General features: G+C 70.9%; 18 protein-coding genes. 13 read left to right on the forward strand and 5 right to left on the reverse strand.

Annotated features, from left to right (window positions below):
- The first annotated feature begins 31 nt into the window (after nt 1-31).
- Nucleotides 32-976, forward strand: a complete 945-nt coding sequence (gene nudC / locus AB0I54_RS02995) for an NAD(+) diphosphatase (RefSeq protein ID WP_363294088.1) — start codon at nt 32-34, stop codon at nt 974-976.
- A gap of 75 nt (nt 977-1,051) precedes the next feature.
- On the opposite strand, the gene AB0I54_RS03000 is transcribed toward nudC, so the two are convergent.
- On the reverse strand, nt 1,052-1,294 hold the full coding sequence (locus AB0I54_RS03000; RefSeq protein WP_363294089.1) for a mycoredoxin: 243 nt from the start codon (nt 1,292-1,294) through the stop codon (nt 1,052-1,054).
- 181 nt (nt 1,295-1,475) lie between these two features.
- On the opposite strand from AB0I54_RS03000, the gene AB0I54_RS03005 reads away from it, so the two are divergent.
- From AB0I54_RS03005 to AB0I54_RS03025, 5 genes are all read left to right on the forward strand, one after another.
- Complete coding sequence (locus tag AB0I54_RS03005) at nt 1,476-3,671, forward strand: ATP-dependent DNA helicase UvrD2 (RefSeq protein ID WP_363294090.1); 2,196 nt, start codon at nt 1,476-1,478, stop codon at nt 3,669-3,671.
- A gap of 164 nt (nt 3,672-3,835) precedes the next feature.
- A complete protein-coding gene (locus tag AB0I54_RS03010) occupies nt 3,836-4,159 on the forward strand; it encodes a hypothetical protein (protein ID WP_363294091.1) in 324 nt (107 codons plus the stop codon).
- A gap of 173 nt (nt 4,160-4,332) precedes the next feature.
- Nucleotides 4,333-4,701 carry a WhiB family transcriptional regulator gene (locus AB0I54_RS03015; RefSeq protein ID WP_010984500.1) on the forward strand — a complete coding sequence of 123 codons (369 nt, stop codon included), beginning with the start codon at nt 4,333-4,335 and terminating at the stop codon, nt 4,699-4,701.
- Nucleotides 4,698-5,021 (forward strand): hypothetical protein, encoded by a 324-nt coding sequence (locus AB0I54_RS03020; protein ID WP_363294092.1) that lies wholly within the window; start codon nt 4,698-4,700, stop codon nt 5,019-5,021. Before AB0I54_RS03015 ends, AB0I54_RS03020 begins: the two co-directional genes overlap by 4 nt.
- A 136-nt stretch (nt 5,022-5,157) precedes the next feature.
- Nucleotides 5,158-5,367, forward strand: a complete 210-nt coding sequence (locus tag AB0I54_RS03025) for a hypothetical protein (RefSeq protein WP_363294093.1) — start codon at nt 5,158-5,160, stop codon at nt 5,365-5,367.
- Between the two features lie 6 nt (nt 5,368-5,373).
- Here the strand turns inward: AB0I54_RS03025 and AB0I54_RS03030 are convergent, their stop codons facing one another.
- Both AB0I54_RS03030 and AB0I54_RS03035 read right to left on the reverse strand, forming a co-directional pair.
- Nucleotides 5,374-6,735, reverse strand: coding sequence for an AarF/ABC1/UbiB kinase family protein (locus AB0I54_RS03030; protein WP_363294094.1), 1,362 nt, complete (start codon nt 6,733-6,735; stop codon nt 5,374-5,376).
- Entirely contained in the window at nt 6,728-7,942 is a 1,215-nt protein-coding gene (locus AB0I54_RS03035; protein WP_363294095.1) for a TOMM precursor leader peptide-binding protein, read from the reverse strand. The genes AB0I54_RS03030 and AB0I54_RS03035 overlap by 8 nt, the downstream gene beginning before the upstream one ends.
- A gap of 225 nt (nt 7,943-8,167) precedes the next feature.
- Here AB0I54_RS03035 and AB0I54_RS03040 point away from each other — a divergent pair, with 225 nt between their 5' ends.
- The 4 genes from AB0I54_RS03040 (at nt 8,168) to AB0I54_RS03055 (ending at nt 12,073) form a co-directional block, all read left to right on the forward strand.
- Nucleotides 8,168-8,764, forward strand: coding sequence for a M48 family metallopeptidase (locus AB0I54_RS03040; RefSeq protein ID WP_363294096.1), 597 nt, complete (start codon nt 8,168-8,170; stop codon nt 8,762-8,764).
- A gap of 137 nt (nt 8,765-8,901) precedes the next feature.
- On the forward strand, nt 8,902-10,608 hold the full coding sequence (locus AB0I54_RS03045; protein WP_363294097.1) for a TerD family protein: 1,707 nt from the start codon (nt 8,902-8,904) through the stop codon (nt 10,606-10,608).
- 11 nt (nt 10,609-10,619) lie between these two features.
- Nucleotides 10,620-11,300, forward strand: coding sequence for an AIM24 family protein (locus AB0I54_RS03050; protein WP_263212340.1), 681 nt, complete (start codon nt 10,620-10,622; stop codon nt 11,298-11,300).
- 17 nt (nt 11,301-11,317) lie between these two features.
- Nucleotides 11,318-12,073 (forward strand): AIM24 family protein, encoded by a 756-nt coding sequence (locus AB0I54_RS03055; RefSeq protein WP_263212342.1) that lies wholly within the window; start codon nt 11,318-11,320, stop codon nt 12,071-12,073.
- 58 nt (nt 12,074-12,131) lie between these two features.
- On the opposite strand, the gene AB0I54_RS03060 is transcribed toward AB0I54_RS03055, so the two are convergent.
- The gene (locus AB0I54_RS03060) at nt 12,132-12,659 is read right to left on the reverse strand and encodes an NUDIX hydrolase (RefSeq protein ID WP_363294098.1); all 528 of its coding nucleotides are present in this window, start codon (nt 12,657-12,659) and stop codon (nt 12,132-12,134) included.
- Entirely contained in the window at nt 12,656-14,104 is a 1,449-nt protein-coding gene (locus tag AB0I54_RS03065; protein WP_363294099.1) for a zinc-dependent metalloprotease, read from the reverse strand. The genes AB0I54_RS03060 and AB0I54_RS03065 overlap by 4 nt, the downstream gene beginning before the upstream one ends.
- A gap of 192 nt (nt 14,105-14,296) precedes the next feature.
- Between AB0I54_RS03065 and AB0I54_RS03070 the strand changes: the two genes are divergently transcribed.
- The 3 genes from AB0I54_RS03070 (at nt 14,297) to AB0I54_RS03080 (ending at nt 17,424) form a co-directional block, all read left to right on the forward strand.
- Nucleotides 14,297-15,409: an SDR family oxidoreductase gene (locus tag AB0I54_RS03070; RefSeq protein WP_263212348.1), complete on the forward strand. Its 1,113-nt coding sequence runs from the start codon at nt 14,297-14,299 to the stop codon at nt 15,407-15,409.
- 115 nt (nt 15,410-15,524) lie between these two features.
- A complete protein-coding gene (locus AB0I54_RS03075; protein ID WP_363294100.1) occupies nt 15,525-15,986 on the forward strand; it encodes a molybdenum cofactor biosynthesis protein MoaE in 462 nt (153 codons plus the stop codon).
- A gap of 340 nt (nt 15,987-16,326) precedes the next feature.
- Complete coding sequence (locus AB0I54_RS03080) at nt 16,327-17,424, forward strand: PDZ domain-containing protein (protein WP_363294101.1); 1,098 nt, start codon at nt 16,327-16,329, stop codon at nt 17,422-17,424.
- The last annotated feature ends 10 nt before the right edge of the window (nt 17,425-17,434 follow it).

Consider the following 17,434-nt stretch of genomic DNA (forward strand, 5'->3'; position numbering starts at 1 on the left):
AACCGTTCCACTGGGGGAGTTGGAAGCACCCGTGACCACCTGGACCGACCACACCGCCGACCGACCCATCTCGCTCACCGCCCCGAGCGGCATCGACCGCGCCGCCCACCACCGGCTCGACGAGGCCTGGCTCGCGGCGGCGTGGAGCCACCCCACGACCCGCTGCTTCGTGGTCTCCGGCGGCCAGGTCCTCATCGACGAGACGGTGGACGGCCGGACCGAACTCATGATGACCCCGTCCTTCGAGGCCCCGCTCACCGAGGCGCACCGCTACTTCCTGGGCACCGACGAGGACGGCATCAGCTACTTCGCGCTCCAGAAGGACTCCCTGCCCGGCCGCATCGACCAGTCCGCCCGCCCGGCGGGTCTGCGCGAGGCCGGTCTGCTGCTGTCGCCGCGGGACGCGGGCCTCATGGTGCACGCGGTCGGCCTGGAGAACTGGCAGCGCACCCACCGCTTCTGCTCCCGCTGCGGCGAGCGCACCGTCATCGCCGCGGCCGGCCACATCCGCCGCTGCCCGGCCTGCGGCGCCGAGCACTACCCGCGCACCGACCCCGCCGTGATCATGGCCGTCACCGACGAGGACGACCGCATTCTGCTCGGCCGGCAGGTCCACTGGCCCGAGGGCCGCTTCTCGACGCTCGCTGGCTTCGTCGAACCCGGCGAGTCCATCGAGCAGGCGGTGCGCCGGGAGGTCTTCGAGGAGGCAGGCATCACCGTCGGCGGGGTCGAGTACGTCGCCAGCCAGCCCTGGCCGTTCCCGTCCAGCCTCATGCTCGGCTTCCTGGCCCGCGCCACCTCGACCGAAGTCAACGTCGACGGCGACGAGATCCACGAGGCCCGCTGGTTCTCCCGCGAGGAACTGCACGCCGCGTTCGAGTCGGGCGAGGTGCTGCCCCCGTTCGGCATCTCGATCGCAGCCCGCCTGATCGAGCTCTGGTACGGCAAGCCGCTGCCGATGCGGAACTCCTTCTGACGAGATCCACGAAAAAGGCGGCTCCCGAGACATCTCGGGAGCCGCCTACTTGCAACAGCCTCGGCCGTGCAGCCGTCACACGCCGATCTTCTGCTTCACCTGCGCGAGCGAGGGGTTCGTCAGCGTCGAGCCGTCCGCGAAGCGCACCGTCGGGACCGTCTGGTTTCCGCCATTCGCCTTCTCCACGAACGACGCGGACTCCGGGTCCTGCTCGATGTTGATCTCGGTGTACGCGATGCCCTCGCGGTCCAGCTGGCTCTTCAGCCGGCGGCAGTAGCCGCACCACGTGGTGCTGTACATCGTCACAGTGCCCTGCATCTCGCTCGCGCTCCTCTGGCAGCTCGGGGAAGGTCGTCCTGCACAGGAACGTACGCGACCCGGCCGCCATTCCCGCCGGGGGTATGCGCCGCACGTGACGCCTGCCGCATTAGTACGACTGCAGGGGTCTCCCTGTGGACAACCGGCACAGCCGTCTCCGGCGACCTGGCAGCATGGCCATGTGACAGCAGCAACGCACTCCACCCTCTTCCCGCCGGTACCGGACACGGCCGACGCGGTGCTCGAAGGGCTCGACCCCGAGCAGCGCGAGGTGGCCACCGCCCTGCACGGTCCGGTGTGCGTGCTGGCGGGCGCCGGCACGGGCAAGACGCGGGCGATCACCCACCGCATCGCCTATGGCGTGCGCGCCGGTGTTCTCCAGCCCTCCAGCGTGCTCGCCGTCACCTTCACCACCCGCGCCGCGGGCGAGATGCGCGGCCGCCTGCGCCAGCTCGGCGCGCAGGGTGTCCAGGCCCGCACGTTCCACTCCGCCGCGCTGCGCCAGCTGCAGTACTTCTGGCCGAAAGCGATCGGTGGATCCCTGCCCCGGCTCGTCGACCGCAAGATCCAGCTCGTCGCGGACGCGGCCGCCGCCTGCCGGATCCGCCTCGACCGCGGCGAGCTGCGCGACGTCACCGCCGAGATCGAATGGTCCAAGGTCACCCAGACCGTCCCCGCCGACTATCCGCTCGCCGCCGTGAAGGCCGGCCGCGACGCCCCGCGCGACCCGGCCGAGATCGCCCAGCTCTACGCGGTCTACGAGGACCTCAAGCGTGACCGCGCCGTCATCGACTTCGAGGACGTCCTGCTGCTGACCGTCGCCGTCCTGCAGGACCGGCACGACATCGCCGACCAGGTCCGCTCCCAGTACCAGCACTTCGTGGTCGACGAGTACCAGGACGTCAGCCCCCTCCAGCAGCGCCTGCTGGAGCTGTGGCTCGGCGACCGGGACAGCCTGTGCGTCGTCGGCGACGCCAGCCAGACGATCTACTCGTTCACGGGAGCAACCCCCGACCACCTGATCGACTTCCGCGCCCGCCACCCCGGCGCCACCGTCGTCAAGCTCGTCCGCGACTACCGCTCCACGCCCCAGGTCGTCCGCCTCGCCAACGGTCTGCTCGCCCAGGCCCACGGTCGGGCCGCCGACCACCGTCTCGAACTGGTCTCCCAGCGCGCCCCGGGCCCCGACCCCGTCTTCAGTGAATACCCGGACGAGCCCGCCGAGGCCGAAGGCGCCGCCCGCCGGATCCGCGAGCTCATCGACGCCGGCGTGCCGGCCGCCGAGATCGCCATCCTGTTCCGCACGAACTCCCAGTCCGAGACCTACGAGCAGGCCCTCGCCGACGCCGGAGTCCCCTACCAGCTGCGCGGCGCCGAGCGGTTCTTCGACCGCCCCGAGGTACGCAAGGCCGGCGTCGCGCTGCGAGGAGCCGCCCGCTTCGGCGGCAACGACTCCCTGCTGGACGACGTGGTGACCCTGCCCTCCCAGGTGCGCGCCGTCCTGTCGGGCGAGGGCTGGACCACCGAGCCGCCGGCCGGCTCCGGGGCCGTGCGGGAACGCTGGGAGTCGCTGGCCGCCCTGGTCAACCTCGCCCACGACTTCGCGGCCGCCCGGCCCGGCGCCACCCTGAGCGACTTCGTCGCCGAGCTCGACGAGCGCGCGGGCGCCCAGCACGCCCCCACCGTCCAGGGCGTCACCCTGGCCTCATTGCACTCCGCCAAGGGCCTGGAGTGGGACGTCGTCTTCCTGGTCGGTATCGCCGAGGGCATGATGCCGATCACCTACGCAAAGACCGACGAGCAGATCGAGGAGGAACGCCGGCTCCTCTACGTCGGCGTGACCCGCGCCAGAGAACGGCTCCATGTCTCCTGGGCTCTGGCGCGCGCACCCGGCGGCCGTCCGAGCCGCCGCCCCAGCCGCTTCCTCGACGGACTGCGCCCCGGCTCCGCCGTCACCATGGGCCGCTCGGTCGCCGGCACTGCCGGAGGCGTCGAACGCGGCTCCATGAGCGGCACCGTGGCGGCTCCCCGGCGCACCCAGCGCACCCCCGCCCGCTGCCGAGTCTGCGGCCGGACGCTCACGGACGCGGGCGAGATGAAACTGATGCGCTGCGAGGACTGCCCCTCCGACATGGACGAGGGGATCTACGAGCGACTGCGCGAGTGGCGCGCGGACCAGGCCCGACGCAGCGGGCAGCCCGCCTTCTGCGTCTTCACCGACAAGACGCTGATGGCCATCGCCGAGGCCGTCCCCGACGACGACGGCGAACTGGCCCGCATCCCTGGCGTCGGAGTCCGCAAACTCAACCGCTACGGAGCCGAAGTTCTGGCCATCTGCGCAGGCCGGGAAGTCATGGGCGACGACGAGCGCGACTGATACGAACTCGTCGAAAAAATAGTTTGCGCATGCCCCAGCAATCCCCATAGGTTCTAGGCACGGAAGCCGCGGCCTTCTCGGAGGCCCTGATTCCGTGTTGTACTTGCATATCCGAACGGACTGGCTCACCCCAGTCCCAGAGACGCCGAGAGGAGGCGAGTCCAGTGATCAGCATCAACACCAGCTCTGTCAGCACGGTCAAAATGACCGATCGCCCGGCCGTCTCCCTGTGCATGCTCGGCGCCTCGAACCCGGGCACCGGTCTGTCCGGCATTCGTGCCGTGCGTCCGGCGTCCGCCTCCGTTTCTCTCGCGGAACTTCCTGTCCGTGAGCGCAGCGAGCGACCGACCAAGGCACTGGAAGCAGTAGTGGCACAGGCCCATGCCTATGCCTTTACGGCGGCTGGTGCCGGATTCCGGAAGCAGACGAAGCAGCACCACCTGATGTGGGCCTTCCGTGGGCCAGAACCCTGGAGTGATCCAGCCTGATCGAATCAGGCCGGCGCCTTCAGGGCCGCGGAACCCCATCCGGGATCCGCGGCCCTTCTGTTTGCCCCGAACGGGGACGACGGAGCGAAGGAGCCTCGGGACAAGAAAAGAACCCGGTACCAGCCGCCACCCGGTCCAACCGGACCGGAACGACCAGACGAGGAAGACGAACCGTGCAACTCGAAGCGCACGCCCCGTCCGTACCGCCTTCCGAAACGATCCCCCCGCCCGGCCTCACGGAGGACTCCACCTTGATCCCGCTCACTGCGCTCACCGCGCTCGACGACGCCATCGAGAACCTCGGCGTACCCGTTCCCTGCCGGTCCTACGACCCGGAGGTCTTCTTCGCCGAGTCGCCGGCCGACGTCGAGTACGCCAAGTCCCTCTGCCGTACCTGCCCGCTGATCGAGGCCTGCCTCGCCGGCGCCAAGGAGCGGCGTGAGCCCTGGGGCGTCTGGGGTGGCGAGCTGTTCGTCCAGGGTGTCGTCGTCGCCCGGAAGCGGCCGCGTGGTCGCCCGCGCAAGAACCCGGTCACGGCATGAACACCGCAGGAACGATCGACCGCCCCCTCACGCACGACCCCAAGAAGCAGGCCCCGATGAAGCCGTCCACCAGCGAGCCCGCAGGCTCCGCAACCCCAGACTTCACCACCAATGGCGCGACCGACTCGCGTCAGAACAGGACCCGAGAGATGCAACTCATCCCAGAAGCCCTGGCTCGTGCGCATATGCACGACCGGCTGCATGAGGCCGAGAGGGAACGCCGGGCGCTGCGCCTGGCGACTGCCCGCCGGATGCAGCGCCGGGCCGAGCGCGCCTCGATGCGCGCCCGCCGTGCGCTCGCCATGGCCGTCATGCAGTAACCCACCCACACCTGAAGCGGTGGCCTCCCGGCAACGGGAGGCGATAGCTCCCCGCGGGGGCCGGTCCGTCCGAACGGACCGGCCCCCGCGGTGCGTTTACGCGCACAATGTCCGGTCCCGGAGTTATCGTCACCGGGTGACGAGTCGTCCCGGAGACAGTGACCACGGCGGCTCCCCCGCGGAGCCCCACTTCCTGGTGTGTGCCCACTGCGGCACCCGGGCCGAGGAACCGCAGCCCACCTGGATCTGCTCCGTGGAGAACGGCGTGCGTCACTACTTCTGCGACGCCTGCGCCCGCGACAACCTCAGGGCGATCGAGGGCCGGCTGGACTCGGCCTGGTGGTGACGGCTCTCAGGCCCCCGCCGCCGAGTCGTCCACCTCACCCGGCACGAACCCCGGCAGCCACTCCTCCAGTTCCTGGCGCAGCTGGACCGTCGCACCCAGCTGGCACAGCACGCCGATGGTACTCAGGGTCACCCGGTGTATCAGGAGGTACGAGGGGGGCAGGTTGAGCTGTTTGCCCAGTTGGTAGGCGGGGGAGCGGGGGTCGGCGATGCGGGCCGCCTGGCTGCGCATCCAGGTGCGGGTGAAGGTGAACTCGTCCACCAGGGCCGGCTCGATGATCGGCAGGAGGTAGTCGAGGACCGCGTCCGGGTCCAGCTCTATGGACGACTTGACGAACCCCTCGCCGCACAGCAGCTCGTAGACCGCCTCGGCCTCGCCGTCCAGGGTCATGCGCAGGGAGTCGCCGATCGGTGTCGGCAGGCCTCCGGGGAGGCGGTCGACGGTGCCGAAGTCGAGGACGCCCAGACGCCAGTCGTCCTCGCCGTCCGGGCCGCCGGGGAGCAGGCGGAAGTTGCCCGGGTGCGGATCGGCGTGCAGCAGACCGGTGCGGGCCGGGCCCGAGAAGAGGAAGCGGGCCAGGAGCTGGCCGGCGCGGTCGCGTTGTTCCGTCGTGCCGTCCGCGATCACCTCCGAGAGGGGGATCCCGTCGATCCACTCGGTGACCAGGATCTGGTCGCACTGGTGGACCACCGCGGGGACCAGCACGTCGGGGTCGTCCTGGAACTCCTCCGCGTGCACCTGCTGGGCCTGGGCCTCCAGGCCGTAGTCGAGCTCCTCCGAGACGCGGTCCCGGAGCTCGGCGATCAGCGGCTTGATGTCCATGCCGGGGATGAGCGGGCCCAACAGGCGGGCGAACCGGCTCAGTTGGGTCAGGTCGGAGAGAAGGGCCTCGCCCGCTCCGGGGTACTGCACCTTGACCGCCACCTCGCGGCCGTCGTGCCACACACCCCGGTGTACCTGTCCGATCGATGCCGCTGCGGACGGTTTGTCCTCGAACTCCAGGAACAGATCCCGCCAGTCCGCCCCCAGCCGTTCCGCGAGCACGGAGTGCACGGTGCGGGTGGGCATCGGCGGCGCCGCGTCCTGGAGCTTCGTCAGCGCGGCGCGGTAGGGGCCGGCGATCTCCTCGGGCAGCGCCGACTCGAAGACGGACATGGCCTGCCCGAACTTCATCGCACCGCCCTTCAGCTCCCCGAGGACCTTGAACAGCTGCTCCGCCGTGCGTTGTTGCAACTCGCGGCCGACGATCTCCGCGGACTCGCCCACGATCCGCTTGCCCAGGCCCCAGGTCGCCCGGCCGGCGAAGCCGAGCGGGAGCGCGGCGAGCTTGGCGGTCCGGGTGACCGCCTTCCGGGGAAGATCAGACATGCGCCCTCCAAGTCCCAGCCGGCCGCACGGCGTCTGCCTTGTGCGGTCGCTCCGCCGACGGCCGTTGTCCCGCCATTGTCTCGTGCCCTTCCCCATTCGTTGAGGTGTGTTCCCCCATACCTCTATCGGCGGCTCCGCACGGGCATGCCGGGTGCGGCCAGACCGGTCGCGCATGCCAGTGGAGAGCCGGCAGGGAGACCTCCCATCGGGCGCCCGCGCTCGACGGCGACTCCCCGTCCAGGAAGGCGAGCGCGTGGGCGGCGGCGAGTCCGGCGACGGTCGTCGCCAGCGTCAGATCGCACGCGCCCACCCGGCGTGCCCTGCCGGAACGCCACTGCGCGACCAGCCGGGGCCAGGCCGGATCCCGGTCCGTGCGGTCCTGTTGCAGGCAGCCGGCGCAGCCGGTCCCGCCCGGCAGGACGAAGGGCCCGACGATGCCGGTGCCCTCCACGACCCCCGCGTAGAGATGGGGGGTTCCGGTGGTCATGAGCGCCTCGGCGGAGGACGGGTCGGGTGTGTGGACGGAAACGTCGTCCCTGGGGGCGAGGATCACCAAGGAGAAGCCGGGGTCGTCGGCGGCGGGCGGTGTGGGGCGGCTTCGGCGGGGTGGGCGGTCGGGTGCCGCCTGGCGGACCGCCTGGCGCGCCGCCTCGTTCCTGCGCTCGCCGACCGACTCCGGGGGCAGCCCGCCCGGCGCGACGTCCCACGGCTCGACCCGGCCGACGTCGCGCACCTCCACCTCACCGACGCCCGCGCCGGACAGCAGGGCGGCCAGCACGCAGCCGATCCGGCCCGCACCCCTCACCTGTACGCGCAGGGAGCGGCGGGCCGCCATGCGGCCGATCGCGCCGCCCGGTTCGGACGTGATCAGGGACAGCGACGCCAGATCGGGGCGCAGCCGGTCCAGAACGTCCTTCTTCTCCCGCAGGGCATCGGCCGCAGGCCCGCCGCCCCGGGCGTCGTCGAGCAGGCCCGAGCGCGACAGCCGCTCCACCAGCGCGTCGACATGGCCGTCCGGCAGGTCCATGCGGTGTCCCTCTTCGCGCAGGAGCGGAAGCCCGCGCGTGCCGTTGAGCAGGTCCAGGAAGCTGCCCGTCGCCGTGTCCATCGGACCGAGCGTCATCGCGTGCGCCGGAGTCATCCCGAACTGCACGGTATTGAGGTCGCGCCAGCCGCGCCTGAGCGCGGGTTTCACCATCGGATGCATCACAGATCCCCCGTTGCATCAGAAAAATCCCGGAACGTCCCTGTTCGCCGGGGAACCGGTCGCGTTCCGCCGACAAGTGCCAGCATGCCCGGTGACGCGGGCGGGCGCCGAAAGTTGTCCACAGGCGATGGGTTTTCGTCGTACAAATCAAACGCATGTGGGGGATCGGCATTGAACCGTCCCGGACCCGGGACTTCACGCCAGTGCAGCGGGTAACGTCGGGGCGTGCCCGCCGACCCCCTGCACCGCGCCGGAAAGCCACAGCGCAGCACGACGAGCCTGCCGCCGAGCGGCTCGGGGGCGAGCGCGATCGAGGTTCGCAGGAGCGCCCGGCGACGCCGGACGGTCTCCGCGTACCGCGAGGGCGATCGCACCGTCGTGCTGATCCCCGCCCGCATGTCCGAGGCGGAGGAGCAACGCTGGGTGACCGTCATGCTCGACAAACTCGCCGCCCAGGAGAGCAGGCGGGTGCTGGGCGACGCCGAACTGGCCGAGCGTGCCGAGCGGCTGTCGGACCAGTACTTCGACGGCCGGGCCCGGCCCGCCTCTGTGCGCTGGGTCACAAATCAGAACACGCGCTGGGGGTCGTGCACCCCGGCCGAGGGCAGTATCCGCCTCTCGCACCGGTTGCAGGGCATGCCGGAGTACGTGGTCGACTATGTGCTGTGCCATGAACTCGCGCATCTGCTGGTGCCCGGGCACGGGCCTCGTTTCTGGCGGCTGTTGGAGGCCTACCCGCGCACCGAGCGGGCCCGCGGCTATCTCGAAGGCGTGGCCGCGGCAGGGCGTTTGCCTCATTTGCCCGATGTGCGCGGTGAGTGAACTGCCCGGCGGGCGAAGCGTCCCGCGCCGCTGAGCGCGGTTGTGTACCGGGTCTGTACCGACATCGTCCGGTGTCCGGTTTTGCCGTTAGCCTGGCGCGACGCACTTACATTCGGGATGGGGGACGGTCGTTACGCATGGCCAGGGAATTCCAACGCGGCCACAAGGCCAGGATCAGTGACCTCACCGCGGGCCTGGATCTGTACGTAGGCGTGCAGATTTCCGCCCCCGGACTGACCTTCGACATCAGCTGCTTCGGCCTCGACGCCGACGAACGCCTCTCGGACGACCGGTACTTCGTCTTCTTCAACCAGCCGAAGTCCCCCGAGGAGTCCATCCAGCTGCTGGGCGCCCAGGCGGGCGACACGGAGTCGTTCCGGATCACGCTGGACAGGATCCCGCCGCAGATCCAGAAGCTGTCGTTCACGGCGACGATCGACGGCGCCGGGCAGATGTCGCAGATCAACCCCGGATACGTCCGCATCGTCGCCGGCGGTGAGGAGGTGGCCCGCTACTCCTTCAACGGCTCGGAGTTCTCCACCGAGCGGGCCGTGATGCTGGGCGACTTCTACCTGAAGGACGTGTGGCGGTTCGCCGCCGTCGGCCAGGGCTTCGACGGCGGCCTGGAGGCGCTGCTGAAGAACTTCGGCGGCGAGGTCGTCGAAGAGGAGGCGCCCGCGGCCCCGCAGCAGCAGCCGCAGACCGGTGCCGCCCCGGGCTTCGCCCCGCCCGCTCAGGCCGCGGCCCCGCCCGCGTTCGGTGCCCCGGCCGCTCCGGCCCCCGCGCCCGCTCCGGCCCCTGCTCCCGCTCCGGCGCCGGCCCCCGCGCCCGTTCCGCAGGGATTCACACCCCCGCCGGGAACCACGCCGCCCATGCCCAACGTGCACGCCGCGCCGACCGTCATCGCGCCCCTGGCCCCGCCCGCCGGCGGCACGGTGCCCCCGCCGGCCCCGGCGCCCGCCCCCTACGGCCAGCCCCAGCAGCCGTACGGACAGCCGCCCGCCCCGAACGCACCCATGCCCCCCGGCTACGGCCAGCCCCCGGCGCCGCAGGCCCCGCAACCGCCCCCCGGTTACGGCCAGCCGACCCCGCCCCCGGGCTACGGCCAGCAGCCGCCGTTCGGGCAGGTCCCCGGCCAGCAGCCCGCCTCCTACGGAGTGCCGCAGGGTGCTCCCCAGGGCGGCGCCGGTGTGGCCGCCGCGCTCCAGCAGTTCAAGGAGACGCCCACCGGGCAGCGCTGGACGCAGCAGAACAAGAAGCTGATCCGGGTCGACCTCGGCATCGGCGGCCAGCCCGTCCTCGCCCGTCAGGGCAGCATGGTGCTCTACCAGGGCAAGGTCGACTTCAGCTACAAGGGCGCCGGTTTCGCCGGCCGGATCGTGGGCAACGCGACCGGCCAGGAGATGCAGCTGATGCGCTGTACCGGCCACGGCCAGGTGTTCCTCGCCGAGAACTCCACCCACCTGCACCCCGTCGAGCTCCAGGGCGACGCGATCTGTGTCTCCGCGGAGAACGTCCTCGCCTTCGACGAGAGCCTCCAGTACGAGGTCCGCCGCGTCGAGGGACACGGCATTCCCGGGGGCGCGCTGTTCACGATGCAGTTCCAGGGGACCGGCACGATCGTCGTCAAGACGCACGGCACGCCCGTCGTCCTGCCGGTGACGCCCACCACGTTCGCCGACTGCAACGCGGTCGTCGCGTGGTCCGCCGCCGCCCAGGTGATCGTCTCCAGCCAGGTCCGGATGCGCCGCAACGCCTATCCGGGCGACACCGGCGAGAGCGTCAACCTCCAGTTCCGGGGAGCGCCCGGCAACTTCATCGTCGTCCAGCCGTACGAGGTCTGAGGGAGCCCGTCATGAACCAGCCACTTGCGGGCTACGCCCCCGCACCCGTCACCGCCCGCATGGAGAACCACGGCAACCACATGCTGAAGGTCGCCATGCAGACCGGGAACGACCTCCTCGCGCGCGTGGGGTCGATGGTCGCCTACGAGGGCTTCGTCCAGTACGAGCCCAACCCGCCGGCCGTGCGCCAGATCGCCCGCGACTGGATCACCGGCGAGGGCGCCCCCCTGATGAAGTGCTCCGGCGACGGCCTGCTCTACCTCGCCGACTACGGGGCGAACGTCGTCGTGATCAACCTCAACGGCGACGGCATCTCCGTCAACGCCACCAACCTGCTCGCCTTCGACGCGCACCTCACCTGGGGCGTGGAGCGCGTCAAGGGGCTGGCGAAGTTCGCCGGACAGGGGCTGTGGAACACGAAGATCTCCGGGCAGGGCTGGGTGGCCCTGACCTCGCGCGGCAAGCCGATCGTCGTCGACTGCGGCGGCGGTGAGGACGAGACGTACGTCGACCCGGACGCGCTCGTCGCCTGGTCCCCGAACCTCAAGGTCAAGGGCAAGCGCAGCTTCAAGGCGCAGTCGCTGATCGGCCGGGGCAGCGGCGAGGCCTTCCAGATGGCCTTCTCCGGCCAGGGGATCGTCGTCGTCCAGCCCAGCGAGGACAGCACCGACCGCCTCCGGATCCGGGGCTGAGGGGGACCAGAGACACCATGCAGAGCCCGCTTTTCGCCTTCAACGACTCACAGGCCCAGGAGCGCTACAGCCTGCAGAGCAAGCAGATGCTGCGCGTCGTCCTGGAGGGCCACGACGACATCCTCGCCCGCAAGGGCACCATGGTCGCCTACCAGGGCCTCGTCGAGTTCGACGCCGAGTACCAGAGCAACAACCAGGCACGCGCGCGTGCCTACACCGGCGAGGGTCTCAACCTGATGCGCTGCCACGGGCAGGGCACGGTCTACCTCGCCAACCTCGCCCAGCACATCCACGTGGTGGACGTGGAACAGGACGGGCTGACCGTCGACAGCAGCTATGTCCTGGCCATGGACTCCTCGCTGCACCACGAGGTCATCGCCGTCGACAGCCTGTACGGCATCTCCGGCTCCGGGAAGTACCAGCTCAACATCACCGGTCGCGGCAAGGTCGCCCTGATGACCTCCGGTGCGCCGCTGATGATGCAGGTCACGCCCGACAAGTACGTCAACTGCGACGCCGACGCGATCGTCGCCTGGTCCACCGGGCTGCGTGTGCAGATGCAGGCCCAGACGCACTCCTCCGGTGTGTGGCGGCGGCGCGGCAACACCGGCGAGGGCTGGGAGCTGAGCTTCATGGGCAGCGGCTTCGCGCTGGTGCAGCCCAGCGAGCTGCTGCCGCCGCAGAACGCGGTGATCGGCCAGGGCGTCGCCGCGCAGTTCGGCATGGGGCAGCACGGGGCGCGAGCGCAGAACCAGGGGAACGTCTGGAGCTGAGCGTCCGGCAAGCCGACGTAAGGGGCGACCGCCAGGGCGGCCGCCCCTTACCCATGGCTCAGGCTCCGAGCCTGGCGCGCGTCGCCTCCAGCAGCCGTACGACCGAGTCGTCGGCGACCTCCGCCACCTCGTCGTAGGCGAACCAGCGCACGTCCAGCGACTCGTCGCTGACGGCGTGCTCGGCGTCGCGCGGGGCGAGGACCGCGTACTGGACGTCGAAGTGCCAATGGCACGGCGGCGGGATCGGATGCCGGTCCAGGCGGACCGGGCCGCCCGCGAGCAGCGTCAGACCCCGGATGCCGGACTCCTCGGTCGCCTCACGCAGCGCCGCCGCCTCCACCGTGGCGTCACCCGGCTCGCAGTGGCCGCCCATCTGCAGCCACATCCGCAGCTTCCTGTGCAGCGTGAGCAGTACACGGCCGTGCTCCGGGTCGATCACCAGGGCGCTCGCCGTGATGTGGCCCGCGTGGCAGGCCTTCCACATGCCGTCCGGGTGTTCCGCCAAATGGTCGCGGTAGGACCGGCACAGCTCTTCCTGGCCCTCGAAGCCCTTCAGCACGAGGACCGCGTCGTCGTGCAGGCTCACTCGGTGTCGTCGCCCTTGTCGTCCTTGTCGTCCTCGGGTTCCTTCTTCAGGTTCGGCTTCTCGCCGGAGCCGCCCGCCGCCTCACCGAGGAGCTTGTCCAGCTCGGAGAAGTCGAGCTGCTCGCGGTGCACGAAGCCGTCCGGGTCGTCCAGGTCGGTGGCCGTCGGCAGCATGTCCGGGTGGGCCCACAGGGCGTCCCGGCCGTCGATCCCGCGGGCGTCGGTGAGCGAGGCCCACAGGCGGGAGGCGTCGCGCAGCCGGCGCGGGCGCAGCTCCAGACCGATCAGCGTGGCGAACGTCTGCTCCGCCGGGCCGCCCGTGGCACGGCGGCGGCGCAGCGTCTCGCGCAGGGCGTCGGCGGACGACAGACGCGGCTTCGCGGCCGCGTGGACCACCGCGTCCACCCAGCCCTCGACGAGCGCCAGAGCCGTCTCCAGACGGGCCAGAGCGGCCTTCTGCTCGGGCGTGTCCTCCGGCTGGAACATGCCCTGCTGAAGCGCGTCCTGCAGCTGCTCCGGGTTCTGCGGGTCGAACTGGCCGACGACGTCCTCCAGCTTGGCCGTGTCGACCTTGATCCCGCGCGCGTACCCGTCGACCGCGCCGAACAGATGGGAGCGCAGCCACGGCACATGGGCGAACAGGCGCTGGTGGGCGGCCTCGCGCAGGGCGAGGTAGAGCCGCACCTCGTCCTTCGGCACGCCCAGGTCCTTGCCGAACGCCTCGATGTTCACCGGCAGCAGGGCGGCCTTGCCCGCCGGGCCGAGCGGCAGCCCGATGTCGGTCGAGCCGACGACCTCGCCCGCGAGCACGCCCACGGCCTGCCCGATCTGCGTGCCGAACATGGCACCGCCCATCGAGCGCATCATGCCGATCAGCGGGCCGGCCATGGCCTGCATCTCCTCCGGCAGGACGTCGCCCATCGCCGCGCCGACGCGCTCCGCGACCGGGTCGACGAGCTCCTTCCACGCGGGCAGGGTCGCCTCGACCCACTCCGCGCGCGACCACGCCACCGCGGAGCCGGCACCGGACGGCAGGGACGTCGCGTCGTCCAGCCACAGGTCGGCCAGGCGGACGGCCTCCTCGACCGCCGTGCGCTCGGCCGGGCCGATGCTCGTGTCCTTGACGCCGTCCTGCGTGCCCTGGGAGACCGTCTGGCGGGCGATCTGCTTGGCCATGTCCCAGTTCACCGGGCCGCCCTCGTAGGAGAGCATCTGGCCCAGCTGCTGGAACGCGGCGCCCAGGTCGGTGGGGTTCAGTGAACCGAACATGGCAGCGAGCGGATTGTCCGCACCAGGGCCGCCAAAGCCCCCGGCTCCGGGCGGCCCGAAACCGAACGGGTTGGCCGGTCCCTGCCCACCACCGCTCTGCTGGTCCTTCTTCTTGCCCTCGTCGCCGTCGTCCGGCTCCTCCGGCGGAAGGCCGAATCCGAATGGGGTGTCACTCACGGGGTTCCTCGGCTGGTAAGGCCGCCGGTTCTCTCCGGCGGCGCGGCTGCCCGACAACACCACCCAGCGTAGACACCCGGGCCGGTTCGGGCCTCGGTGCTTCGCCGACTCTCGGCCTGCGGCAGGATGGATGCCACCTGGTACGTACGCGTCACTCGCGCCCGTACTGAAGACAACCGCTGGAGACGCCCGGTGAGTTCCCCAGATCCGCAGGTTCGCGGAGCGCGAAACCATTCCACCCCTCCCGCGGTGCGCGGGCCCGTTGTCGCGGTCACCGGTGCCGCGACCGGGGTCGGCGCGCTGCTCACCGAGCGGCTCGCCGCGTCCGACGCGATCAAGCAGGTCATCGCCATCGACGAGCGGCGCGGCGAGTGCGCGGCGGCGCAGTGGCACATTCTCGATGTGCGGGATCCGGCCATCGCGGACAAGCTGCGGGGCGCGGACGTGGTGGTGCACCTGGCGCTCGACCTCGACCTGGGGAGTGACGCTGCCGCCCGGACGGCCTACAACGTACGGGGGACGCAGACCGTGCTGACCGCCGCGGCGGCGGCCGGAGTGCACCGTGTGGTGCTGTGCACGTCGTCGATGGTCTACGGGGCGCTGCCGGACAACGAGCTGCCGCTGTCGGAGGACGCGGAGCTGCGGGCGACGGCCGAGGCCACCGGTGTGGGGGACCTGCTGGAGATCGAGCGGCTCGCGCGGCGCGCTCCGCGGGCGCATCCGGGGCTCAATGTCACCGTGGTGCGGCCCGCCGTGCTGGTCGGGGGCACCGACACCGCGCTGACCCGGTACTTCGAGTCGCCTCGGCTGCTCGTCGTGGCCGGATCGCGGCCCGCCTGGCAGTTCTGCCACGTCGAGGACCTGTGCAGTGCTCTGGAGTACGCGGTCGTGGAGAAGGTCGACGGTGAGCTGGCCGTCGGCTGCGACGGATGGCTGGAGCAGGAGGAGGTCGAGGAGCTCAGCGGGATCCGGCGGATGGAGCTGCCGTCGGCCGTCGCGCTGGGCGCGGCGGCACGGCTGCACCGGATCGGGCTCACTCCGTCGCCGGCCGGGGACCTGGCGTACACGATGTACCCCTGGGTGGTGAGCGGGAGCCGGCTGCACGACGCCGGGTGGCGGCCGCGGTGGACCAATGAGGAGGTGCTCGCGGAGCTGCTGGAGGAGGTGTCCGGGCGGCACACGGTCGCGGGACGGCGGCTCGGCCGCAAGGACGCCACGGCCGCGGGTGCGGCGGGGGCGACGGTGGCCCTGCTGGGCGCTGCCGCCGTGGTCCGGCGGGCCCGGAAGGCTCGGCGGCGCCTGTGAGCCAAGGCGCTCCGCCCCCTTCGGGCGCCCTTGTAGGACACTCCGATTCGCCCCGCGCGCGTGACTGAGGAAAGCCGCATTCCGTGTCGTCCGAAGCATGGGGCACGATGGAGGCATGGCACTCACGAACGATCACCCCGGCGAGCAGACGGCTCAGGAGCCCATCAAGCTGATCGCCATCCGCGACACCGCGCTCTCGGTGGACGAGGTTTTCCGGGCCGTCGGGGACGAGGCGGCGGGCGGCATCGCGCTCTTCGTGGGGACCGTGCGCAATCACGACGGCGGGGCCGACGTCGACGAACTCGGGTACTCGTGCCACCCCAGTGCCGAGGCCGAGATGCGGAGGATCGCCGAGAAGGTGGTCGCGGAGTTCCCGGTGCGGGCGCTGGCCGCCGTCCACCGTGTGGGGGACCTCGGGATCGGGGATCTCGCCGTCGTCGTCGCGGTCGCGTGTCCGCACCGGGGCGAGGCCTTCGAGGCCTGCCGGAAGCTGATCGACGACCTCAAGCACGAAGTGCCCATCTGGAAGCACCAGAAGTTCTCCGACGGGACCGAGGAATGGGTCGGGGCCTGCTGAATTCACCCCGCCGTCCTCCGGTTGCGTAACCACACCCCCGGCGTGAGCGTTGTCAGTGCGGATGGTTAATCTGCTGATCAGTCAGTCGCGGACGCTCATGGGGTCGGGAGGTCGGCATGGCGGCGCTCGCCTGGTTGCTTATTCCGTTTGTCGCTGCGATAGGCGCCGGTCTGTGGGGAAGTTGGGCCAACCGGACCCGGAAGGCCCGCAGCGACGGCCCGGAGCTCGACGGGTACGCCCGCTTCCGCGAGGCCATGGAGAGGTCCCACTCCAGTACCTGAGGCATGTGGCGGGGGTGCCCTGACGGTGTGCTGACAGACGCGTCCCGTACTGTCGAGACATGCCACGCCGCACCGCGACGATGCTCGCCTCCACCCTGATGCTGATCGCGCTCCTGTGCGCGGGAGTGCTCATCCCCGTGCCGTACTCGGAGATGTCCCCGGGGCCGACCGTGAACACCCTCGGGGACCATGACGGCGAGCCGGTGCTGCAGGTCTCCGGGCACAAGACCTACGCCACGTCCGGGCACCTCAACATGACCACCGTGCGGGTCACCAGCGCCGACTACAAGATGAACCTCGTCGAGGCCGTCTACGGCTGGCTGGCGCACGACACCAAGGTGGTGCCGCACGACACGCTCTACCCGGACGGCAAGACGGAGGAGCAGTCCACCCAGGAGAACGCCGAGGAGTTCAGCCAGTCCCAGGAGAGCGCCAAGGTCGCGGCCCTGAAGGAGATCGGCGTCCCCGTCAAGTCCAGGGTGATCGTCTCGACGGTGATCAAGAACTCCCCGGCCGAGGGCAGGCTGCACGCCGGTGACGTGATCAAGGCCGTCGACGGCACGGCGGTCAAGCAGCCTTCCGACGTCGCGAAGCTGGTGACCAGGCACAAGCCCGGTCAGGACGTCGTCTTCACCGTGGTCCCGGCCAAGGAGCAGGCCGCCGCCGAGAAGGCGAACAAGACGGCGCCCCGGACCCAGGACGTCACGATCACCACCGCGACGTCCAGCGACAGCGGTGCCAAGCGCGCCATCGTCGGGATCTCCGCGGGGACGGACCACACCTTCCCGTTCACCATCGACATCAAGCTCGCCGACGTCGGCGGGCCCAGCGCCGGACTGATGTTCGCGCTCGGCATCTACGACAAGCTCACTCCGGGCAGCCTCACCGGCGGCAAGTTCGTCGCCGGCACCGGCACCATCGACGACGAGGGCACCGTCGGGCCGATCGGCGGCATCGAGATGAAGACCGTCGGCGCACGCAACAAGGGCGCCCAGTACTTCCTCACGCCCGCCGACAACTGCGCCGCCGCCGCGAAGGACACCCCGAGCGGTCTCACCCTCGTCAAGGTGAAAACCATCGACGACGCCCTCGGCGCCCTCAAGGACATCCGCAGCGGCGACACCGCCGCCATGCCGAAGTGCACCACCAAGGGCTGACCGCCGGCAC

It is taken from the genome of Streptomyces sp. NPDC050625, assembly GCF_040654755.1.
In the GTDB taxonomy this organism is placed as follows: domain Bacteria; phylum Actinomycetota; class Actinomycetes; order Streptomycetales; family Streptomycetaceae; genus Streptomyces.